The organism is Methylobacterium sp. 13MFTsu3.1M2 (assembly GCF_900112625.1).
Classification (GTDB): Bacteria; Pseudomonadota; Alphaproteobacteria; order Rhizobiales; family Beijerinckiaceae; genus Methylobacterium.
In genome coordinates this window covers 217,899-236,873 of sequence record NZ_FOMM01000002.1, presented here as the reverse complement: position 1 = coordinate 236,873, position 18,975 = coordinate 217,899, and the positions used below count along the sequence as shown (strand labels likewise).

General features: G+C 71.1%; 18 protein-coding genes. 13 read left to right on the top strand and 5 right to left on the bottom strand.

Annotated features, from left to right (window positions below; all coding sequences use genetic code 11):
- Window positions 1-454: 454 nt before the first annotated feature.
- Window positions 455-733 (top strand): hypothetical protein, encoded by a 279-nt coding sequence (locus BM314_RS01175; protein WP_091976519.1) that lies wholly within the window; start codon window positions 455-457, stop codon window positions 731-733.
- Between the two features lie 5 nt (window positions 734-738).
- Here BM314_RS01175 and BM314_RS01170 read toward each other — a convergent pair whose 3' ends face one another.
- Entirely contained in the window at window positions 739-1,431 is a 693-nt protein-coding gene (locus BM314_RS01170) for a hypothetical protein (RefSeq protein ID WP_020092017.1), read from the bottom strand.
- A gap of 438 nt (window positions 1,432-1,869) precedes the next feature.
- On the opposite strand from BM314_RS01170, the gene BM314_RS01165 reads away from it, so the two are divergent.
- From BM314_RS01165 to BM314_RS01155, 3 genes are read left to right on the top strand one after another with little or no spacing between them, the layout of a single operon-like run.
- A complete protein-coding gene (locus BM314_RS01165) occupies window positions 1,870-3,750 on the top strand; it encodes an MHYT domain-containing protein (protein WP_091976518.1) in 1,881 nt (626 codons plus the stop codon).
- Complete coding sequence (locus BM314_RS01160) at window positions 3,750-4,202, top strand: response regulator (protein WP_020092019.1); 453 nt, start codon at window positions 3,750-3,752, stop codon at window positions 4,200-4,202. Before BM314_RS01165 ends, BM314_RS01160 begins: the two co-directional genes overlap by 1 nt.
- On the top strand, window positions 4,199-5,263 hold the full coding sequence (locus BM314_RS01155) for a sensor histidine kinase (protein WP_020092020.1): 1,065 nt from the start codon (window positions 4,199-4,201) through the stop codon (window positions 5,261-5,263). Before BM314_RS01160 ends, BM314_RS01155 begins: the two co-directional genes overlap by 4 nt.
- Window positions 5,264-5,273: 10 nt before the next feature.
- On the opposite strand, the gene BM314_RS01150 is transcribed toward BM314_RS01155, so the two are convergent.
- Window positions 5,274-5,837 (bottom strand): TetR/AcrR family transcriptional regulator, encoded by a 564-nt coding sequence (locus tag BM314_RS01150; RefSeq protein ID WP_020092021.1) that lies wholly within the window; start codon window positions 5,835-5,837, stop codon window positions 5,274-5,276.
- Window positions 5,838-5,976: 139 nt separating this feature from the next.
- On the opposite strand from BM314_RS01150, the gene BM314_RS01145 reads away from it, so the two are divergent.
- The 4 genes from BM314_RS01145 (at window position 5,977) to BM314_RS01130 (ending at window position 11,620) form a co-directional block, all read left to right on the top strand.
- Entirely contained in the window at window positions 5,977-7,038 is a 1,062-nt protein-coding gene (locus BM314_RS01145; RefSeq protein WP_244526765.1) for an efflux RND transporter periplasmic adaptor subunit, read from the top strand.
- Window positions 7,035-8,132 carry an efflux RND transporter periplasmic adaptor subunit gene (locus BM314_RS01140; protein WP_091976516.1) on the top strand — a complete coding sequence of 366 codons (1,098 nt, stop codon included), beginning with the start codon at window positions 7,035-7,037 and terminating at the stop codon, window positions 8,130-8,132. The genes BM314_RS01145 and BM314_RS01140 overlap by 4 nt, the downstream gene beginning before the upstream one ends.
- 22 nt (window positions 8,133-8,154) lie before the next feature.
- Window positions 8,155-11,220: an efflux RND transporter permease subunit gene (locus BM314_RS01135; RefSeq protein WP_091976515.1), complete on the top strand. Its 3,066-nt coding sequence runs from the start codon at window positions 8,155-8,157 to the stop codon at window positions 11,218-11,220.
- A 178-nt stretch (window positions 11,221-11,398) separates the two neighbouring features.
- Entirely contained in the window at window positions 11,399-11,620 is a 222-nt protein-coding gene (locus tag BM314_RS01130; protein WP_091976513.1) for a hypothetical protein, read from the top strand.
- Window positions 11,621-11,635: 15 nt separating this feature from the next.
- Here BM314_RS01130 and BM314_RS01125 read toward each other — a convergent pair whose 3' ends face one another.
- A complete protein-coding gene (locus tag BM314_RS01125) occupies window positions 11,636-12,013 on the bottom strand; it encodes a 4a-hydroxytetrahydrobiopterin dehydratase (RefSeq protein WP_020092026.1) in 378 nt (125 codons plus the stop codon).
- Between the two features lie 184 nt (window positions 12,014-12,197).
- Between BM314_RS01125 and BM314_RS01120 the strand changes: the two genes are divergently transcribed.
- The 5 genes from BM314_RS01120 (at window position 12,198) to BM314_RS01095 (ending at window position 17,403) form a co-directional block, all read left to right on the top strand.
- Window positions 12,198-13,178: an ABC transporter substrate-binding protein gene (locus BM314_RS01120; RefSeq protein ID WP_020092027.1), complete on the top strand. Its 981-nt coding sequence runs from the start codon at window positions 12,198-12,200 to the stop codon at window positions 13,176-13,178.
- 60 nt (window positions 13,179-13,238) lie between these two features.
- On the top strand, window positions 13,239-13,976 hold the full coding sequence (locus tag BM314_RS01115) for an ABC transporter permease (RefSeq protein ID WP_091976511.1): 738 nt from the start codon (window positions 13,239-13,241) through the stop codon (window positions 13,974-13,976).
- Window positions 13,957-14,691, top strand: coding sequence for an ABC transporter ATP-binding protein (locus BM314_RS01110; protein WP_091976510.1), 735 nt, complete (start codon window positions 13,957-13,959; stop codon window positions 14,689-14,691). Before BM314_RS01115 ends, BM314_RS01110 begins: the two co-directional genes overlap by 20 nt.
- 572 nt (window positions 14,692-15,263) lie before the next feature.
- A complete protein-coding gene (locus BM314_RS01100; protein WP_091976508.1) occupies window positions 15,264-16,481 on the top strand; it encodes an MFS transporter in 1,218 nt (405 codons plus the stop codon).
- A gap of 34 nt (window positions 16,482-16,515) precedes the next feature.
- Window positions 16,516-17,403, top strand: coding sequence for a LysR family transcriptional regulator (locus tag BM314_RS01095; RefSeq protein WP_091976507.1), 888 nt, complete (start codon window positions 16,516-16,518; stop codon window positions 17,401-17,403).
- A 9-nt stretch (window positions 17,404-17,412) separates the two neighbouring features.
- Here the strand turns inward: BM314_RS01095 and BM314_RS01090 are convergent, their stop codons facing one another.
- Together BM314_RS01090 and BM314_RS01085 are read right to left on the bottom strand one after the other, a co-directional pair.
- A complete protein-coding gene (locus BM314_RS01090; protein ID WP_091676868.1) occupies window positions 17,413-17,745 on the bottom strand; it encodes a sulfite:cytochrome C oxidoreductase subunit b precursor in 333 nt (110 codons plus the stop codon).
- Between the two features lie 11 nt (window positions 17,746-17,756).
- Window positions 17,757-18,974 (bottom strand): molybdopterin-dependent oxidoreductase, encoded by a 1,218-nt coding sequence (locus BM314_RS01085; RefSeq protein ID WP_091976505.1) that lies wholly within the window; start codon window positions 18,972-18,974, stop codon window positions 17,757-17,759.
- Window position 18,975: the final 1 nt, after the last annotated feature.

Below are 18,975 nucleotides of genomic sequence, written 5' to 3'. Positions count from 1 at the left end.
GAGTCGATTTGGGGATGTCGGAGGGCGGCTCAGGCCGCGCGGGATATCGGTTCGATGCCTGCACGAGCCCGTGTCGCGCGTGCCGCGACTGAGGGGCAGGGGCCTTCCATCCTCGAACGGATCATGTCTGTTCTCCCTCCCACAGCGCGGTCCCGTCGTATCGCGACACCGTCACGCGGACCCGGGGTGACGAGTCCGCCAATTTGTATACCACATGCCATTTGCCGGATGCGAGTGCCTATTGTGGACACCTCCGGCACCGGCCGATGGCCGACCGTAAGCCGCTGCGGGCTCGCGCTCAACACGCTGCACAGCGTGCATGGGGTCCGGGGCGGCGACCCCTTGGCATTCGCCGACAGGCGGTCCATGATTTCGCCAAAATTGCCCTAGCCGCGGGATGAAAAACGCGCCGCGGCCGTGGGTGAAACGATGTAACGCTGCACGAGGAACGCCCATGCTCGCCAGCACCAGCCTGATCAAGTCGTCCTGGATCGCCGTCGACGTCGCCCACGACCGCGCCGAGCGCGTCCTGGTGGTCGAGACCTACATCGCCGTCAGCCCGCTCGAACCGAATTACGACGCCGCGCAGTACGAGCGGGTGCTCGCCTGCGTTCAGAAGGTGCTCAAGACGCACCCGGAGATCGACCGCGCGTCGATCCTGAGCATGCATCGTGGCTCCGGCTGTACGGCTCTGTTCCGCGACACGCCCGCGAAGCACCCCGCGGCGGCCTGAGGCGTTCAGGCCTCGCCGCCCTCGGTCGGTCGGGACAGGTCCGGCGGCTCGAGGGCGACGCGGGCCGCGTGGAACCACCAGAGCGGGATGTCGCGATTGGCCTTCGCCAGTTCCGACGCCCATCCCTCCTTGGGCATGACGTCGGCCCGGTCGGCGAACAGGCGCAGCGCCGCCTCCGCGCGTTCCCGTCGGCAACGCTCCTCGATCGCCCGCCGCTCGGCCTCGGCGCGGGCGTCGGTCTGCTCGATGAGGCGCCGGGTCGCGAGATCGTCGGCGTCGAAGGCGAATTGCTGCCAGAACGCCTCGGCTTCCCGCGCGACATCCCGCTCGCGGCGCAGCGTCGCGAGCGCTTCCTCCGCGGTGTGCCGCGCCGTCTCGGCGGCCTCGGCGCGGGCGACGAGGCGGTTGTTCGCCTCCAGCAGCTCCCGCTCGCGCTCGGGCGACATCCGCTGCCGGCGCAGCACCCGCAGTTCCTCCTCGTCGGCATGGCGGGCGGCCATCAGGTCCGCGAGCGGACCGGCCGCCAGGGCGTCGGCGGATCGGCGATAGCGCTCGCGCAGGCCCGGGTGGCGGGCCTCAAGGTCCGTGTCGGTCCAGGCGGCGCGATCCTCCCCGTCCGTCCGCTCGCAATCGTACAGAGCCTGCGCCAGGGCTTCGCGCAGGTCGTCCGGAAATCGTGCCGCGGCGTGTCCGTTCATGAACCTGCATTCGCGTTGAGCGATCGATAGAACCTAGAACGCGCGCGCCCGCCGGGAGAGACCGTCGCTGTGTGACGAACGCGTTTTTTTTCGACGCGGCTCGGCCGCGCGGCGGCGGCGATACGCGCCCGTCCACCGAGGCATTCCGGCCGGGATGCCAGCGTCGCCGTCATCCAGCCTCTGGCGCGCATCCTGTCTGCCGGTCTCGTCTGACGGGAGTCGCGGTGCATCATCGCTGACCCTGCTTGCCTGAGCCTGTGTGGCGCGCACCGGGATGCCGATCGCGATGGCCGATCCGCTCTGGTCCCGGCGCCGGTCTCGGAGCTCGCCGACGCGGCTCGATGTTCGCGAGCTTCATGCGTCTCGGAATCGCGATAGCGCCGACGGATCACCCGGGATACATCGCGAGAAGGCTCCTTCACGCGTCGATCGCAGTCGATGGTCCATACTGGCTACAATCCGGCGCTGGTCGCCCTGTCGATCGGCCTCGCGGTCTTCGCGTCCTACACCGCGCTGGACCTGGGCGCGCGGATCCGCGGGCCCGTCGCGGGACCGCGCTGGCCGTGGATCGCCGGCGCCGCCCTCGCCATGGGCGGGGGCATCTGGTCGATGCACTTCATCGGCATGCTGGCCTTCGAGATGGGCCTGCCGGCCGCCTACGATACCGGGCTCACGCTCCTGTCCCTCGCGATCGCCGTCGCGGCGACCGGCGCCGCCTTCCTGTGGGTGGCGCGCGTCGGCGAGGGGACCGGCAGCCTTCTCGTCGCCGGCCCGATGATGGGCCTGGGCGTTGCCGGCATGCACTACACCGGCATGGCGGCGCTGCGGATCCCCGGCGACCTCGCCTATAGCCCGGCGATCATCGCGCTCTCGGTGGCGATCGCCGTGACCGCGGCGACCGCCGCCCTGTGGCTCTCCTTCCGGCAACACGGCGTCTGGCAGAAGCTCGTCGCGGCCTGTGTGATGGGCCTCGCGGTGGCGGGCATGCACTACACCGGCATGGCGGCGGCGACGATCACCGCCGAGGCGGGCGGCGCCCACGCCGCCCACGCGGTGACCGGCGCCCCGGCTCAGCAGAACCTCGCCCTCTACGTCGCCGGTGCCACGTTCCTCATCCTGTTCCTGGCGATGCTCGCCTCGTCGCTGGACCAGCAGCGCGTGCAGCGTGAGCTCCAGGCGAGCGAGGCGCGGTTCCGGGCCGCCGTGCAGGCCGTGCGCGGCGTGCTCTGGACCAACGATGCGGCGGGCCGGATGCTCGGCGAGCAGCCGGGCTGGAGCGCGATCACCGGTCAGACGCGGGCGGAGTATCAGGGCTACGGCTGGGCCGACGCGGTCCATCCCGACGACATGGAGGCCTCCGTCGAGACGTGGAACGCGACCGTCCGGGCGCGGCGCACCTACGTCCACGAGCACCGGGTCCGGGTCCGCGACGGGACGTGGCGACACTTCGCGATCCGCGCCATCCCAGTCCTCGACGCGCGCGGCGAGATCCGCGAGTGGGTCGGCGTCCACACGGACATCACCGAGCAGCGTCAGGCCGAAGCCGACCTGCGCGAGTCCAACGAGGAGATCCAGCGCTACGCCTACATCGTCAGCCACGACCTGCGCGCGCCGCTGGTCAACGTGATGGGATTCACGAGCGAGCTGGAGGCGACCCGGACCGAGGTCGCCGCGGCTCTCCGGGATCACCCGGCTGCAGAGCGGCTCGACGCCGATTTCGGCGAGGCGCTCGGCTTCATCAAGGCGGCGGTGAACCGGATGGAGGGGCTGATCGCCGCCATCCTCAAGCTCTCGCGAGAGGGCCGGCGACAATTCTCGCCCGAGGCCCTCGACATGACGAGCGTGCTCCGCGGCGTGGCCGATGCCCAGCGGCATCAGGCGGAGGCGGTCGGGGCCACGGTGACGATCGCCCGCGACCTGCCCGAGATCGTCGCCGACCGGCTCGCGATCGAGCAGGTCTTCGGCAACCTGCTGGACAACGCCGTGAAGTACCTCGACCCGAGCCGGCCCGGACGGATCACCGTCACGGCCAAGGCCGTGGGCGAACGCGGCGTATGCTTCTCCGTCGCCGACAACGGCCGGGGGATCGCCGCGCGGGACCATGCCCGCGTCTTCGAACTCTTCCGCCGATCGGGCGCCCAGGACCGCCCGGGCGAGGGGATCGGTCTCGCCCACGTGAAGGCGCTGGTGCGCTCGTTCGGTGGCCGGATCGAGATCCGTTCAGAACTCGGTGTGGGCACGACGTTCGACGTGACCTTGCCGCACGGGACAGCTACAGCGGTCCGGATCGACCCCGAACCGGCGCCCATCGCCGCCTAATGAGCGTGGAGCGGCCCGTGCACCCCGTCAGCATCGTGATGATCGAGGATGACGAGGGCCATGCGCGCCTGATCGAGCGCAACATCCGACGCGCCGGCGTCAACAACGACATCGTGCCGTTCCGCAACGGCACTTCGGCGCTGGACTATCTGCTCGGACCGGACGGCTCCGGCGAGGCGAGCGCCCGACGGCACCTGCTGATCCTGCTCGACCTCAACCTGCCGGACATGACCGGCCTCGATATCCTCGAGAAGGTGAAGGCGAACCCGCACACGCGTCGGTCCCCGGTGGTGGTCCTGACCACGACGGACGACAGCCGCGAGATCCAGCGCTGCTACGACCTCGGGGCCAACGTCTACATCACCAAGCCGGTGAGCTACGACGGCTTCGCGAACGCGATCCGCCAGCTCGGGCTGTTCTTCTCGGTCATGCAGGTTCCGCAGAACCCATGACTGCTCGGCGTGCCAGCGGGGACGGCACCGCCGCGGCGGCACGCATCCTCTACATCGACGACGATCCCGGCCTCGGCCGCCTGGTCCGGCGCGCCCTCGAGGCGCGCGGCTACGCGGTCGAGCTCTGTCCCGACGGCGCGGCGGGGCTGGCGCGGCTCGCCCAGGGCGGGATCGACGCCGTCGCCCTCGACCACCACATGCCGGGACAGACGGGCCTGGACCTGCTGCCCGAGATCCGCGCGCTGCCCGAGGCGCCGCCGGTCATCTACGTGACCGGCTCCGAGGACAGCCGCGTCGCCGTGGCGGCCCTGAAGGCCGGAGCGGTGGACTACGTCTGGAAGGACGTCCAGGGTCAGTTCCGCGAGCTGCTCGGCGAGGCCGTCGCCACCGCCCTCCGGCAGGAGAGCCTGCGGCGCGACAAGGAGCGGGCCGAGGCCGAGATGCGCGAGGCGCGCGACCGCGCCGAGCTGCTGCTGCGCGAGGTCAACCACCGCGTGGCCAACTCCCTGGCCCTCGTCGCCGCCCTGGCGCACATGCAGCGCAACGCCGTCACAGACCCGGCCGCCAAGGCGGCGCTCGACGAGATGCAGGCCCGGATCTCGGCGATCGCCGGCATCCACCGCCGCCTCTACACGTCCGACGACGTCGAATCCGTCGAGCTCGACGCCTACCTGCAGAGCCTGGTCGAGGAGTTGCAGGCCGCCATGCGGGCGAGCGGGCGCGACCACGCGATCCGCCTTCGTGCCGCGCCGGTGCGGCTCTCGACCGACAAGGCCGTGTCGGTCGGCGTGGTCGTGACCGAACTCGTGACCAACGCCTACAAGTACGCCTACCCGGTCGGCACGTCGGGCGAGATCCGCGTCGCGGTCGAGCGGGACGCCGCCGACACCGTGCTGCTCGCCGTCGAGGATGACGGTATCGGCTGGACCGGGGAGGGCGAGGTCCGCGGCACCGGTCTCGGGTCGCGCATCGTGCGCGCCATGGCGTCGAACCTGCGCTCGGCCCTGTCGTATGCCCCCCGAAGCGCCGGGACGCGCGCCGTCCTCGCGTTCCAGGCCTGAGCGTCCGGATCTAGCCGCCGGCTCGCCCGGCGATGCGGTCGAGGGCCTCGAGCATCGGCGCCAGGGCGTCCTCGTCGAGTTGCTGGAAGCCCAGCGCCCGGCTCATGAACAGACCGAGGATGGCGAAGTACAGGACGGAGCCCTCGCCCGGGGGAGCGCCCTCGATCCGTCCGAGCTGGTCCAGCTGATCCGCGACGAACGCCTGAAAGTCTTTCTGCGCCTCCGGTGACTCCATCGATGCCAGCAGGAGTGCGCGCGCCGCTTCGTTGTCGTCGCAGTAGTGCCCGCGGATATGCGCCACCATCGCCCTGGGAAGCTGCGACGGGCCGGCCGGTATCTCCCGCGCGCAGGCGTCGATCTCCGCGCGCACGTCCGCGAGCTTGCGGGCGACCAGCGCCCCCACCAGGGCGTCCTTCGACGCGTAATGGTGCAGGACGCCGCCTTTGCTCAGCCCGGCCTCGGCCGCGACCGCGTCGATGGTCAGCCCGCGGACGCCTCCCTTCAGGAGAACGGCCGCGGCCGCCTCCAGGATGATCTCGGGGCGCGCCGCCAGTCGCTGTCGCTTCGCCTGCATCACGGACCTGCACTAAAAACCGTCTGGACGGTATGTAACGGATGGCGTAGGAACGCGCCACGCAATTCGCACGAGTCGCGCCGACACGGTCGATCGCATGAACCGCATCGCCTTCCTTCCATCGGCATCCGCGCTGCTGATGTTAACCGCGCTCGCGTCGATCGGGTGCGCCCAGGCCGCGCCCGAGACGGCGCTCGACTCCGCCGTGGCGCGCGTGCGGGTCGTGCAGGCGCGTCGCACACCGATGGCGCTCGACGTGGTGGTGACCGGCGACGTCCAGGCCCAGGCGCAGGTCAACGTCTCGTTCCGGACGAACGGGAAGGTCGCCGAGCGGCGCGTCGAGGTCGGCGACCACGTCACGGCCAATCAGGTCCTCGCCGTCCTCGAACCCCTGACGCAGCAGGCGAATCTCGACAACGCCAAGGCCGCCCTGGCTTCGGCCGAGGCGCTGCTGACGCAGGCGAAGATGTCGTACGAGCGCCAGAAGCAGCTCCTGGCCGGCGGCTTCACGACCCGCTCGACCTACGACAACGCCGAGCAGGAGCTGCGTACCACGCAGGCGGCGGTCGACTCGGCCAAGGCGGCGCTGGGAACCGCGCAGGAGCAGTTCTCCTATACCGAGCTGCGCGCGGGCGTGTCCGGCGTGGTGACGAGCCGCAGCTTCGAGGTCGGCCAAGTGGTCCAGTCGGGCCAGACCGTGCTGGTCGTCGCGCAGGACGGGCCCCGCGACGCGGTCTTCAACGTCTACGAATCGCTGCTGGCCCAGCCGCCGGCCGGCGACACCGTCGCGGTGGCGCTGCAGTCGGACCCGTCCGTCACCGCGGTCGGGACCGTGCGGGAGATCTCTCCCACCGTGGATGCCGCCAGCGGCACGGTGCGGGTCAAGATCGGCCTTAAGTCGACGCCCGCCGCCATGGGGCTCGGCGCCGTCGTGATCGGCCGCGGGCGCTTCGCGCCGCACGAATCGGTGATCCTGCCCTGGTCGGCGCTCTACCGCTACGACGGGAAGCCCTCGGTGTGGGTCTACGATCCGGACCGGAAGACCGTCTCGGTCCGCGCGGTGGAGATCGATCGCTTCGGCCCCGATATCATCGCGCTGAAGCGCGGCGTCGAGCCGGGCGAGCGCGTGGTCGTCGCCGGCATCCAGTTCCTGCGTCCCGGCCAGACGGTCGCGGCCGCCGAGATCGGAGACCGCCCATGACGGCGCGCGCGTATCTCGTCCTGGGCCTCCTCGCGACGGCACTGGCCGGGTGCAACGGTCACGGCGAGGAGGGGGGCGAGGCCGCGGCGGCCCCGGTCCGTCCGGTGCTGACGCAGGTTGTCGTACCGAGCGACACCGTCACGTTCGGGCCGTTCGCCGGCACGATCGAGCCGCGCTACCAGGCGCAGCTCGGCTTCCAGATCCCCGGGCGCATGGTCGCGCGGGACGTGACGATCGGCGACCTCGTCACCCGCGGCCAGCGCCTCGCGGCCCTCGACACCATCGTGACCCGTTTCGACCTGACCCGCGCCGAGGCCGACCTGGCCGACGCGAAGGCGCAGGCCGAGAACGCAGAGGCCGCGGAGTCGCGGACCCGGCGCCTGATGACCGGCAACGCCGTCTCCCAGGCGACGCTCGACCAGGCTGTCGCCAAGCGCGAGACCGCCCGGGCCCGGGTGGATCAGGCGATGGCGAGCCTCCAGAAGGCCCGCGACCAGATGGGCTACACTGAGCTGAAGGCCGAGTTCGACGGTGTCGTGACCCAGCGCCTCGCCGAGGTCGGCCAAGTGCTCAGCGCCGGCCAGGGCGTCGTGACCGTGGCGCGGCCCGACGTCCGCGAGGCGGTGGTCGACATTCCCGAGGCCCATGTCGGGGCTCTGCCGTCGGACGGCGTGTTCACCGTCGCGCTCCAGAGCGCGCCGGAGCTGACGGCGCGCGGGCGCGTCCGCGAGATCGCGCCCCTCGCCGAGTCGGGGACGCGGTCCAAGCGCATCCGGATCACCCTGGACGATCCCGGCCCGGCCTTCCGGCTCGGCGCGACCATCAACGTGTCGCTCATGCGCAAGGTCGCGCCCACCGCCCTTCTGCCCGCCTCGGCGCTGCTCGAGGACGGTGACCGCCGCTCGGTCTGGGTCGTCTCGCCCGACGGGAAGTCGGTAGCGCGCCGCGACGTCACCGTGGCGGCGCGGGACAACGCCGAGGACGGCCGCGTCGCGGTCGTCGCCGGCCTGAAGGCCGGCGAGCGCGTCGTGGTCGCGGGCGTCCACGTCATCAAGGAAGGCCAGGCCGTGCGCCTGACCGACGGCGCCGTCTGATCCGGCCGCACGGGGTTTTCGCGTGAAGGACTTCAACCTTTCCGACTGGGCGCTCGGGCACCGCTCGTTCGTCTGGTTCCTCATGCTGGTCTCGCTGATCGCGGGCCTGATGGCCTACACCCGCCTCGGCCGTGAGGAGGATCCGCCCTTCACCATCAAGACCATGGTGGTGCAGACCACGTGGCCGGGCGCGACCATCAAGGACACCCTCGATCAGGTCACCGACCGGGTCGAGAAGGAGCTCCAGCAGCTCAACGGCCTCGACTTCGTCCGCAGCTACACGACGCCCGGATCGTCGACAGTCTTCGTCCAGTTCCGCGACACGCTCAAGAAGAACGAGATCCAGCCGGCCTTCTACCAGGTCCGCAAGCGGCTCGGGGACATCAAGGGTCAGTTCCCGGAGGGCGTGCAGGGTCCGTTCTTCAACGACGAGTTCGGCGACGTCTACGGCAATATCTACGCGTTCACGGCCGACGGCCTGACGCACCGGCAGCTGCGCGACTACGTCGAGGGCATCCGCACCGAGGTCCTGCGGGTGCCCAATATCGGCAAGACCCAGTTGATCGGCACGCAGGACGAGACGATCTACCTCGACTTCTCCACCCGGAAGCTCGCCGGCTACGGCATCGATTTCCAGGCCCTGATCAAGGCCCTGCAGGCGCAGAACGCGGTCTCGGCCTCCGGCGTGGTGCAGGCCGGGCCGGAGCGCATCTCGCTGCGGGTCAGCGGCTCCTTCGCCTCCGAGGCCTCGCTCCAGGACTTCAACCTGCGGGTCAATGACCGCTTCTTCCGCCTCGCCGACATCGCCGAGATCAGCCGCGGCTACGAGGATCCGCCCGCACCGCTGTTCCGGGTGGACGGCAAGCCCGCGATCGGCCTCGCCATCGCGATGCGTCCGGGCGCCAACCTGCTGCATTTCGGAGAGGCGCTGAAGGAGCGCATGCGCGCCATCGAGGCTACCCTGCCCGTGGGCGTCGGGGTCCACCTCGTCTCGGACCAGCCCAAGCAGGTCGAGCACGCGGTCGGCGGCTTCACCCAGGCGCTGGTCGAGGCCGTCATCATCGTGCTGGGGGTGAGCTTCGTGAGCCTCGGCGTCCGGGCCGGCCTCGTCGTCTCCGTGTCGATCCCGCTCGTGCTGGCGATCGTCTTCGTCGTCATGCAGATCATGGACGTCACCCTCCAGCGCATCTCCCTCGGCGCGCTGATCATCGCGCTGGGCCTCCTTGTCGACGACGCCATGATCACCGTCGAGATGATGGTGGCCCGCCTGGAGCGGGGCGACACGCTGCGGAAGGCCGCCACCTTCGCCTACACGTCGACGGCGTTCCCGATGCTGACCGGGACGCTCGTGACGGTGGCGGGCTTCCTGCCGATCGGCTTCAACGGCTCCGGCGCCGGCGAGTACACCTACTCGCTGTTCGTGGTGATCGCGGCCTCGCTGCTGGTCTCCTGGGTCGTGGCGGTCCTGTTCGCGCCGCTCGTCGGCGTCACGCTCCTGCCGAAGACCATGAAGCACCACACGGAGAAGGAGGGGATCTTCACGCGCCTGTTCGTCTGGGCGCTGCGGCTCGCCATGCGCTGGCACTGGACGACGGTGGTGGTCTGCCTCGGGCTGATGGCGGCGGCCATCGTCGGGATGGGTCACGTGCAGCAGCAGTTCTTCCCGTCCTCGGACCGGTCCGAGGTGCTGGTCGACCTGACCCTTCCGCAGAACGCCACCATCGCAGAGACCCGGGCGCAGATGGACCGGTTCGAGGCGAACCTGAAGGACGATCCGGACGTGACGAGCTGGTCGTCCTACGTCGGCGAGGGCGCGGTGCGCTTCTACCTCCCGCTCGATCAGCAGCTCGCCAACGCGTTCTTCGGCCAGATCGTCATCGTCACGAAGTCGCTGGAGGTGCGCGACCGCGTGATGGCGCGCCTGCAGACGATCGGCCTGCGCGACTTCGTCGGCACCGACGTGCTGGTGCAGCCCCTGAGCCTCGGGCCGCCCGTGGGCCGGCCGGTGCAGTACCGCCTCAGCGGCCCGAACATGGAGACGGTGCGCCGCCTGTCGCTCGACCTCGCCAACGTGGTGGCGGCCGACAAGCGCCTCGACGTGCCGACCTTCGACTGGAACGAGCCCGGCAAGGTGCTGCGCGTCGAGATCCTCCAGGACAAGGCGCGCCAGCTCGGCGTGACCAGCCAGGACGTCGCCGGCATCCTGAACGGGATCGAAGGCGGGCAGGCGATCACGCAGGTCCGAGACTCGATCTACCTCGTCAACGTCGTCGGCCGCGCCCGCGCCGCCGAGCGGTCCTCGCTGGACACGCTGCAGTCGCTGCAGGTCGGTCTCGCCAACGGCACGGTGGTGCCGGTGCTCGCCTTCGCGCGGATCGGCTACGATCTCGAGCAGCCGATCGTCTGGCGCCGCGACCGTCTCCCGACCGTGACGGTGCGCGCCACGATCCACGACGCGACCCAGCCGGCCACCATCGTGGCCGCCCTGCAGCCCGGCCTCGACGCCTTCATTAAGGCCCTCCCGGAGGGCTACACGGTCCAGACCGGCGGCGCCGTCGAGGAATCCGCCAAGGGCCAGGGCCCGATCGCGGCCGTAGTCCCGGTCATGCTGCTGGCCATGGCGTTCCTGCTGATGATGCAGCTCCAGAGCTTCGGCCGGATGCTCCTCGTCTTCACCGTGGCGCCGCTCGGCCTGATCGGCGTGGTGCCGGCGCTGCTCCTGTTCGACAAGCCGATGGGCTTCGTCGCCATCCTGGGCATCCTGGCGCTCATCGGGATCATCATCCGCAACGCAGTGATCCTGGTGAGCCAGATCGAGGAGTTCCGGGCCGAGGGGATGGCGCCCTGGCAGGCGGTCTTCGAGGCGACCCACCACCGCATGCGGCCGATCCTCCTGACCGCCGCCGCGGCGAGCCTGGGCCTGATCCCCATCGCCCGGGAGGTGTTCTGGGGGCCGATGGCCTTCGCGATGATCGGCGGGATCCTGGCGGCGACCTTCCTGACGCTCCTGTTCCTGCCCGCGCTCTACGTCGGCTGCTACCGTATCCGCCCGGAGACGGGCGGCGCGCCGGCGGCCCACGCCGGCTGATCGGCCGGCTCACGCGATCGCGGCGCCCGCGGGCGCTGCGAGAAACGGTCGGCCCGCCCCTCCGCCCCCTCAGGGCGGGCCGACCGTGACGATATTTCACGCGAGCGGGGCCACACCGCCGGAAACCCGACGGTGTTCCGGCGCGTAGGGTGCGACGGAAACGAGGACCGTCCCGCCCATGAACGCCTTCATCGCCGTCGTCCTGGTCTGCGCCAACGGGCTCGCGCAGGAGTCCTGCACGGACGCCCAGGCGCTTGAGGTCCGCAAGGTCCGGGTCGCCAACGAACTCGGCTGCGCCACCGGCTGGCAGGAGATCATCGCCCGCACCGAGCTGCGCGAGGAGATCGGCAAGACCGCCTACCTGAAGACGGAGTGCCGCCGGGTGAAGGAGCCGCGGTGACGCACGCGGCGACCGCTACTTCTCGTACTTGATGTAGGCGAAGCGCGGATCGGTCGGGGTGCCCTCGAGCCCCTGTCCCTCCAGGCCCGGCTGCCAGGAGACGACCTCCTCGATCTTCCGGGCGAGGGCGAAATCCTTGTCGGTGATGCCCTTGGCCGCGTGGTTCATCAGCCGGACCTCGACCCAGGCGTAGGAGGCCGTGATGTCCGGATGGTGCCACGCCGCCTCGGCGAGGTGGCCGACCGTGTTGATCACCATCAGGGTGCTCTTCCAGCCGGACGTCTTGTAGGTGCGCCGGATCCACCCGTCCTCCAGCCGCCAGGCGGGCAGCTCGGCCTTCAGCCGCGCCTCCACGGTCGCGTCGTCCAGTGCGCCCTCGCGTCGCTCGCTCATGATCCATCTCCGATGAAACCGTCGCGGCCGAGGGTGCCGCCGCGGCCGGTTGCGCGCAAGCGTGTTTGCCGCTGTGGACGGAAACCGATGTGAGCCCTATGACCTTTTGGCAATGGCGTCCGGCTCGATCGGCACTCCAGTCTGCCGCCGCTGAAGACTGCGCAATACGATGGGAGAAGGCGTGATGCTGTCACGGCGCGCGATGCTCGCCGGGGGCCTGCTCGGCGGCCTCGGCCTGCGGGCGGCGCGCGCCGACGTGCCGACGATCCGCCTCGGCAGCCTGCCCTTCGGCACGTCCACCTGGGAGGCGGCGGTGATCAAGGCCCGCGGCCTCGACACGGCCAACGGCTTCGAGCTCGACGCGGTCAAGCTCGCCGGCAACGACGCGGCCCGGATCAGCTTCATCGGCGGGCAGGTCGACACGATCATCGGCGACCTGCTCTGGGCCGCCCGCCTCGGCAACGACGGCCAGGCGGTCCGCTTCATCCCGTACTCGACCTCCGAGGGCGGCGTGATGGTGCCGGGCGGCAGCCCGGTGAAGAGCCTCAAGGATCTCGCGGGCAAGCGCCTCGGGGTGGCGGGTGGCCCCCTGGACAAGAACTGGCTCCTCCTCCGGGCACAGGCCAAGGACGCGGCCGGCATCGACCTCGAGCAGGCCGCCGAGATCGCCTACGGCGCCCCGCCTCTGATCACGCTGAAGCTGGAGCAGGGCGCCCTCGACGCGGCGCTGACCTACTGGACCTACTGCGCCCGCCTCAAGGCCAAGGGCTATCGGCAGCTGGTCGGGGCCGAGGACATCATGCACGCCCTCGGGGTCCCGGGCGACGTGGCGCTGATCGGCTACCTGTTCCAGGACGCCACCGTGAAGGAGAAGCCCGCGGCCGTGGCGGCCTTCGCCCGGGCCTCGCGCGCCGCCAAGGACATGCTCGCCTCCGACCCGAGCACGTGGGAGATCGTGCGCCCGCTGATGGCGGCGGAGGACGAGGCGACCTTCGAGGCCCTGAAGCACGATTTCCTGGCCGGCATTCCGCGCCGCTCCATCGCGGAGGAGCGCGCCGACGCCGAGAAGCTCTACGCGGTGATGGCGCGGCTCGGCGGCGCCCGCCTCGTCGGAAAGGGCAACGCGCTCCCGCCGGACCTCTACTACATCGGCCGCAATGGTTGAGGCGGCCGCCCGGCGGGCGCGCGTGTCGACCGTCAAGACTATCAGGATCATCGGGACCGCATGGGCGCGCTGACCCGTATCGCGTCCCTGGCCGTGCTCCTCGCCGCCTGGCAGTTCGCCGCGATGGAGGCGGGCTCGCGCCTGCTGCCGGCGCCCCTCGCGGTGCTGCGCTTCATCGTTCAGGAGGCGGAGCGCGGCGACCTCGCGCACAACGTGGGCATGACGCTGCTCCGCGTGGCGATCTCCTTCACCGTGGCGATGGTCCTCGGCGTCCTCCTCGGCGTCGCGCTCGGACGGTCCAAGTCCGCCGACCTCACCCTCGACACGCCGCTGCTCGTCCTCCTGAACACGCCCGCCCTGGTGATCACGGTCCTGGCCTATGTCTGGGTCGGCCTCACCGAGACCGCCGCGATCCTGGCGGTGGTGCTCAACAAGCTGCCGAACGTCGCGGTGATCGTGCGCGAGGGCGCGCGGAATCTCGATCCCGGGCTCGACGAGATGGCCCGCGCCTACCGGCTCGACCGGCGCAGCTGGGCCCGCGACATCCTGATCCCGCAGCTCCAGCCCTACATGGTCACGGCGGCGCGGTCGGGTCTCTCGCTCGCCTGGAAGATCGTGCTGGTCGTGGAGCTGCTCGGGCGCCCGGACGGGGTCGGCTTCGCGATCAACTACTACTTCGTCCAGAGCACCGACGTGGCGGCCATCATCGGCTACAGCCTCGTCTTCATGGCCGTGATGATCGGCATCGACGTCCTCCTCCTCCAGCGGCTCGAAGCCTATGTCCGTCGCTGGCGCTGAGCCCGTCCTCCAGGTCGCGATCGCGTCGAAATGGTACCGGCCCGCCCGGGCCGAGGCGGTCGAGGCCGTCCGGAACCTGACCTTCGGCGTTGGCGCCGGGGAGATCGTCTGCCTGATCGGGCCGTCGGGCGCCGGCAAGACCACCACCCTGCGGATCCTGCTCGGCCTCGACACCGCGTTCGAGGGCCGCGTCTCTGGCGCGGACCGGGCGGGCATCGTGTTCCAGGAGCCGCGGCTCCTGCCCTGGCGCAGCGTCGAGCACAACGTCCGCCTCGGCCTGCCCCGGGCACGGCGCGGGCGCGATCTCGACGATCTGTTCGCGCGGCTCGGCCTGACGGCGTGGCGGACGCGCTACCCGAAGGCCCTGTCGCTGGGCATGCAGCGGCGCGTGGCGCTGGCGCGCGCCCTGGCCGACGGCCCGCGCGTCCTCGTCCTCGACGAACCGTTCGTGTCCCTCGACGACGCCGCCGCCGCGGAGCTGCGCGGCCTCGTGGTGGACACGGTGGACCGGGCCGGCATGAGCGTGCTGATGGTGACGCACAACGTCGCCGAGGCGATCGGGATCGCAGACCGGCTGCTCCTCGTGTCGCGGCGCCCGGCCAGTCTCATCGCCGACGTCCGCCTCGACCGGCCGCGCCGGGAACGCGACCGCGCCTGGGCCGAGGCGACGCGGGCGAAACTCGCCGCGCAGCATCCGGAGATCATCGCGCAGTGACGCGTGTCGCGCCGGCCGTTCGACCGATGCAATCGGTCCAGGTCGGCCACTGCGTTCAGCGCGCCTCCCGAACGGATCGTTGAACCGCCCTCCATCTCAACCTCGGACGATCCCCGGCCAGGCAGGCCATCTCCCCGCGGGACCCGAGCGGCGTAGGGTCGCTCGAGGGAGGTGGGGATCTGTGTCGGCAGGTCGTTCGCGCGGACGGCCCTCGGCGGTCTCGCGCACGCGGCGCGGGAGGTGCTAAAGCGCGGCACCTTCAGCGACGCGGCGGAGGCCGTGTCGGGCAGCGAGGCGAAAGCCTACATGGCGGAAGAGCCGCGGCAGGCGCGACCGCTCGGGATCGCTGCCGCACGGCGGGCGATCCTGCGGCGAGCATGCACCGATCGACCCGGATACGCGAGTCGCGGCAAGGACCGGGCGGCACGGTTTGTCATCGCGTCGCGATACGGACGAGAACGCCGCCGCTATACCGGTGCCCTCCTCGAACCGGCCCACCCGAGGTCGGCCCCGCGCCGCGATGAACGCCGGACCGGCCGGCCGCGGAGCCTTGTCGAATCCAGAGCGTCCCGATGTCCCGCACATCCCCCTCGGCCATCGACCGCGCGCCCGTCGCCGACCGGTCGGGCACCGGCAACGTGGTCAGGCTGGCCGTCGCGCAGGCCCTCGCCGGCGCGAACTCGACCGTCGTGTTCGCGACGGGCGCGGTCGTCGGCAACATGCTCGCGCCGAGCAAGGTCCTGGCCACATTGCCGATCTCGATCTTCGTGGTCGGGATGGCCGCCTGCGCCCTTCCGACGGGCAGCATCGCCAGGCGCCACGGGCGCCGCACCGTCTTCATGGTCGGCACCGGGTGCGGCGTGCTCGTCGGCCTGCTCTCGGCCTGGGCGATCGTCGCGGCCAGTTTCTGGCTGTTCTGCGCGGCGATGTTCCTCGGGGGCGCCTACGCGGCCGTGGTCTTCTCGTTCCGCTTCGCCGCCGCGGACTGCGTTCCGGCCGAGCGCCGCCCACGGGCGCTGTCGGCCGTCATGGCCGGCGGCGTCTTCGGCGGGGTGATCGGGCCGCAGCTCGTCACCCACACCATGAACCTGTGGCCACCCTACCTGTTCGCCGCCACCTTCCTGGCCCAGGCCGCCGTCGCCGCCGCGGCCGCCCTGATCCTGGCGGGCGTTCGCCTGCCGCGGCCGGCCGCCGGGTCCGTCTCGGGCGGACGACCGCTGGCCGTCATTCTCGCGCAGCCGCGTTTCGTGATCGCGGTGATCTGCGGGGCCGTGTCCTACCTCCTGATGAACTTCGTCATGACGGCCGCCCCGCTGGCCATGCGCCTGTGCGGCCACGCGCAGGAGGATGCCAATCTGGGCCTGCAGTGGCACGTCATCGCCATGTACGGCCCGAGCTTCTTCACCGGGCGGCTGATCACGCGCTTCGGCGCGTCCCGCGTGGTGGCGACCGGCCTCACCTTGACGGGGGCGGCCGCGCTCGTCGGACTCGCGGGCGCGGACGTCGGGCATTTCTGGCTGTCCCTCATCCTCCTCGGCGTCGGCTGGAATTTCGGCTTCGTCGGCGCCTCCGCGATGGTGCTGGACTGTCATCGCCCGGAGGAGCGGACGCGGGTGCAGTCGATCAACGACTTCATCGTGTTCGGAATGGTGGCGGTCGGTTCGTTCTCGTCCGGGGGCCTGCTGACGAGCTACGGCTGGGACACGGTTCTCTGGGTGTCCTTCGCGCCCTTGGCGCTGGCCGCGACGGCGCTCGCGCTCACGACAGGGCGCGGCGCGAAGGCGTGGTAGCCTGGATCGTCCCTCGCGGTCGCAGAGCCTGTCGATGACCCTCGATCAGTTGCGCATCTTCGTGGCGGTCGCCGAACGTCAGCACGTCACCCGCGCGGCCGAGGCCTTGAACATCGTGCAGTCCGCGGTCAGCGCCGCGGTGTCCGGGCTGGAAGAGCGCCACGCGGTGAAGCTGTTCCACCGGGTCGGCCGCGGGATCGAGCTGACCGATGCCGGTCGCGTCTTCCTCGAAGAGGCCCGTGCGGTCCTCGCCCGCGCCAAGGCGGCCGAGCGGGTCTTGGCCGACCTGAGCGGCCTGCGGCGGGGAAGCCTGCGCGTTCACGCGAGCCAGACCATCGCCAGCCACTGGCTGCCCCGCCATCTCGTCGCGTTCCGGGCCGCCCATCCGGATATCACGATCCGGCTCGCCGTCGGCAACACCGCAGAGGTGGCGCGGGCGGTCGCCGATGGTTCGGCCGAACTCGGCTTCGTCGAGGGCGAGGTCGAGGATCCGGTCCTGGCGAGCGCGGCGGTCGCGCAGGATCGGCTCGTGCTCGTCGTGCCGGCCGGCCACCCCTTCTCGGCCCGGGAGACCCTGACGGCCGCCGATCTCGCGGGCCACCCGTGGGTGCTGCGCGAGGCGGGTTCCGGAACGCGCTCCGCCTTCGAGGCGGCGCTCGCGGCGGCGGGGCTGGCGCTCGCGGATGTGGCGGTGTCGCTCGAGCTGCCCTCCAACGAGGCCGTGCTCGCCGCGATCGAGGCCGGGGCCGGTGCGAGCGTCCTGTCGGAGGCGGTCGTGGCGAGCAAGCTGGCCGCCGGCGCGCTCGTCGCGCCGCCGTTCCCGTTGCCGGCACGGACCTTCCGGATGCTGCGCCACAGGGAGCGGTACAGGAGCCGCGCCGCGGACGCCCTGCTCGGCCTGATCCGAGACGGGGCGCCGTGAGCGGCGCAGTCAGGGCCGCGGCTTCAGCGCGGCGAGATAGTCGATGATGGCCTGCCGGTCGGCGGGATCCACGCTGGCCTTGTAGCTGTGAATCATCTTGTCGACGATCCCGCTCCACTGCGCCTTCGACAGGGCGGGCTGCGTGAGGATCATCCCGGCCGAGTGACAGGCGAGGCAGGTGTTGCTGATCGCCTCGGCGCCCGGTCCCGCCGGGAAGACCTGATCGGACGTGGGCCATTCGACCTGCTGCGACGTGAAGCGCATCGGCTCCGGCGCGGCGGCCGCGGAGACGGGGATCAGGGCGAGCGCGGCCAGGCAGCGCGCTATTGGCGTCAGGGACATGAAACTCCTCCTCAGGCGACCTGGAGCGTCACGGTCTCGACGCCGTTCTGCATGAAGCCCGCGCCGTTCCAGACGGGGTCCATCGGCTGCGCGAGTCCGTTCGTGTTGGTGCAGCGGACCTTGACGGCGCGGGTGCCGGTCGCGAGGGCCGGCAAGCCGACGTCGAAGCGGCGGAAACTGTAGGCGCCCGCGTCGGCCCCGAGCCGCGTCGGCGCCCAAGACGCGCCGCCGTCGGTCGAGATCTCCACGGACCTGACCCCGCAATCGCCCCCGAAGGCGATGCCGCGCACGGCCACCGGCGCGCCGGCCGCGACCCGGGCGCCGTCCTGCAGGTTCGTCACGAAGGCGCGCGGCACCATGCGGTCGATCGGCACCGTCTTGAAGCCGGTCTGGCCGGGCCGGACGTTGGCTTCCGGCACGTCCGGGATGCGGTAGGCCGTCTCCATCCAGTACTGATCGTCGGGCCTGTCCAGAACCTCGATGTCCGACAGCATCTTGACCCAGTAGGTCGAGTACCGGCCCGGAACGACGAGGCGCAGCGGGAAGCCGTTCAGCAGCGGCAACTGCGCGCCATTCATCGCGTAGGCGATCATCACCTCGCCGTCGCGGGCATGGTCCAGGGCGAGGGATTTCCGGAAGTGCGGCGCGTCGCTCATGACCGGCTCGTCGAGGCCGGCGAAGCGCACCTGTACGGCCCCGGCCCTCACGCCCGCGCGGTCGAGCACGTCCTTCAGGCGCACGCCGGTCCAGAGGGCGTTCCCCATCGCGCCGTTGGCCCACTGCGCGCCGGGGACCCGCGGCACGAACAGGCCCCGCGAATTGCCCGAGCACTGGTTGACCGCCGCGATCTCGAATCGCGGCATGCCGGCGAGTGCGTCGAGGGACAGCGACAGGGCCGTCTCGACGTGGCCGCGCACTGTCAGACGGAAGGACGGCACGTCGATCGCGGTCGGGATCTCGGCCCAGTGCCAGCGCACGTAGAAGCGGTCGTTGGGGGTGAACACGCCCTCGTCGAACACCGCGAAGGGTGTCTCCAGCAGCGGCGGCCGGGTGCGCTGCAGGATCATCGCGCCCTTCCCGGGGAAGGCGGTCGTGACCGCGCGCTGCTCGGGACCGCCGGGCAGGGGGAGTCTGACCGTGCCGGCGGCCCAGGCCGGGGCGGCCGCAGCGAGGCCTCCGAGGCCGAGGCCGGCCAGCACGGCACGGCGGGGAAGGGCGGATTGGCTCACG

What these genes read in the sequence shown, in the direction of transcription:
- BM314_RS01175 (WP_091976519.1), top strand. Translation starts at nt 455, where the DNA reads ATGCTCGCCAGCACCAGCCTGATCAAGTCGTCCTGGATCGCCGTCGAC.
- BM314_RS01170 (WP_020092017.1), bottom strand. Translation starts at nt 1,431, where the DNA reads ATGAACGGACACGCCGCGGCACGATTTCCGGACGACCTGCGCGAAGCC.
- BM314_RS01165 (WP_091976518.1), top strand. Translation starts at nt 1,870, where the DNA reads ATGGTCCATACTGGCTACAATCCGGCGCTGGTCGCCCTGTCGATCGGC.
- BM314_RS01160 (WP_020092019.1), top strand. Translation starts at nt 3,750, where the DNA reads ATGAGCGTGGAGCGGCCCGTGCACCCCGTCAGCATCGTGATGATCGAG.
- BM314_RS01155 (WP_020092020.1), top strand. Translation starts at nt 4,199, where the DNA reads ATGACTGCTCGGCGTGCCAGCGGGGACGGCACCGCCGCGGCGGCACGC.
- BM314_RS01150 (WP_020092021.1), bottom strand. Translation starts at nt 5,837, where the DNA reads ATGCAGGCGAAGCGACAGCGACTGGCGGCGCGCCCCGAGATCATCCTG.
- BM314_RS01145 (WP_244526765.1), top strand. Translation starts at nt 5,977, where the DNA reads ATGTTAACCGCGCTCGCGTCGATCGGGTGCGCCCAGGCCGCGCCCGAG.
- BM314_RS01140 (WP_091976516.1), top strand. Translation starts at nt 7,035, where the DNA reads ATGACGGCGCGCGCGTATCTCGTCCTGGGCCTCCTCGCGACGGCACTG.
- BM314_RS01130 (WP_091976513.1), top strand. Translation starts at nt 11,399, where the DNA reads ATGAACGCCTTCATCGCCGTCGTCCTGGTCTGCGCCAACGGGCTCGCG.
- BM314_RS01125 (WP_020092026.1), bottom strand. Translation starts at nt 12,013, where the DNA reads ATGAGCGAGCGACGCGAGGGCGCACTGGACGACGCGACCGTGGAGGCG.
- BM314_RS01120 (WP_020092027.1), top strand. Translation starts at nt 12,198, where the DNA reads ATGCTGTCACGGCGCGCGATGCTCGCCGGGGGCCTGCTCGGCGGCCTC.
- BM314_RS01115 (WP_091976511.1), top strand. Translation starts at nt 13,239, where the DNA reads ATGGGCGCGCTGACCCGTATCGCGTCCCTGGCCGTGCTCCTCGCCGCC.
- BM314_RS01110 (WP_091976510.1), top strand. Translation starts at nt 13,957, where the DNA reads ATGTCCGTCGCTGGCGCTGAGCCCGTCCTCCAGGTCGCGATCGCGTCG.
- BM314_RS01100 (WP_091976508.1), top strand. Translation starts at nt 15,264, where the DNA reads ATGTCCCGCACATCCCCCTCGGCCATCGACCGCGCGCCCGTCGCCGAC.
- BM314_RS01095 (WP_091976507.1), top strand. Translation starts at nt 16,516, where the DNA reads ATGACCCTCGATCAGTTGCGCATCTTCGTGGCGGTCGCCGAACGTCAG.
- BM314_RS01090 (WP_091676868.1), bottom strand. Translation starts at nt 17,745, where the DNA reads ATGTCCCTGACGCCAATAGCGCGCTGCCTGGCCGCGCTCGCCCTGATC.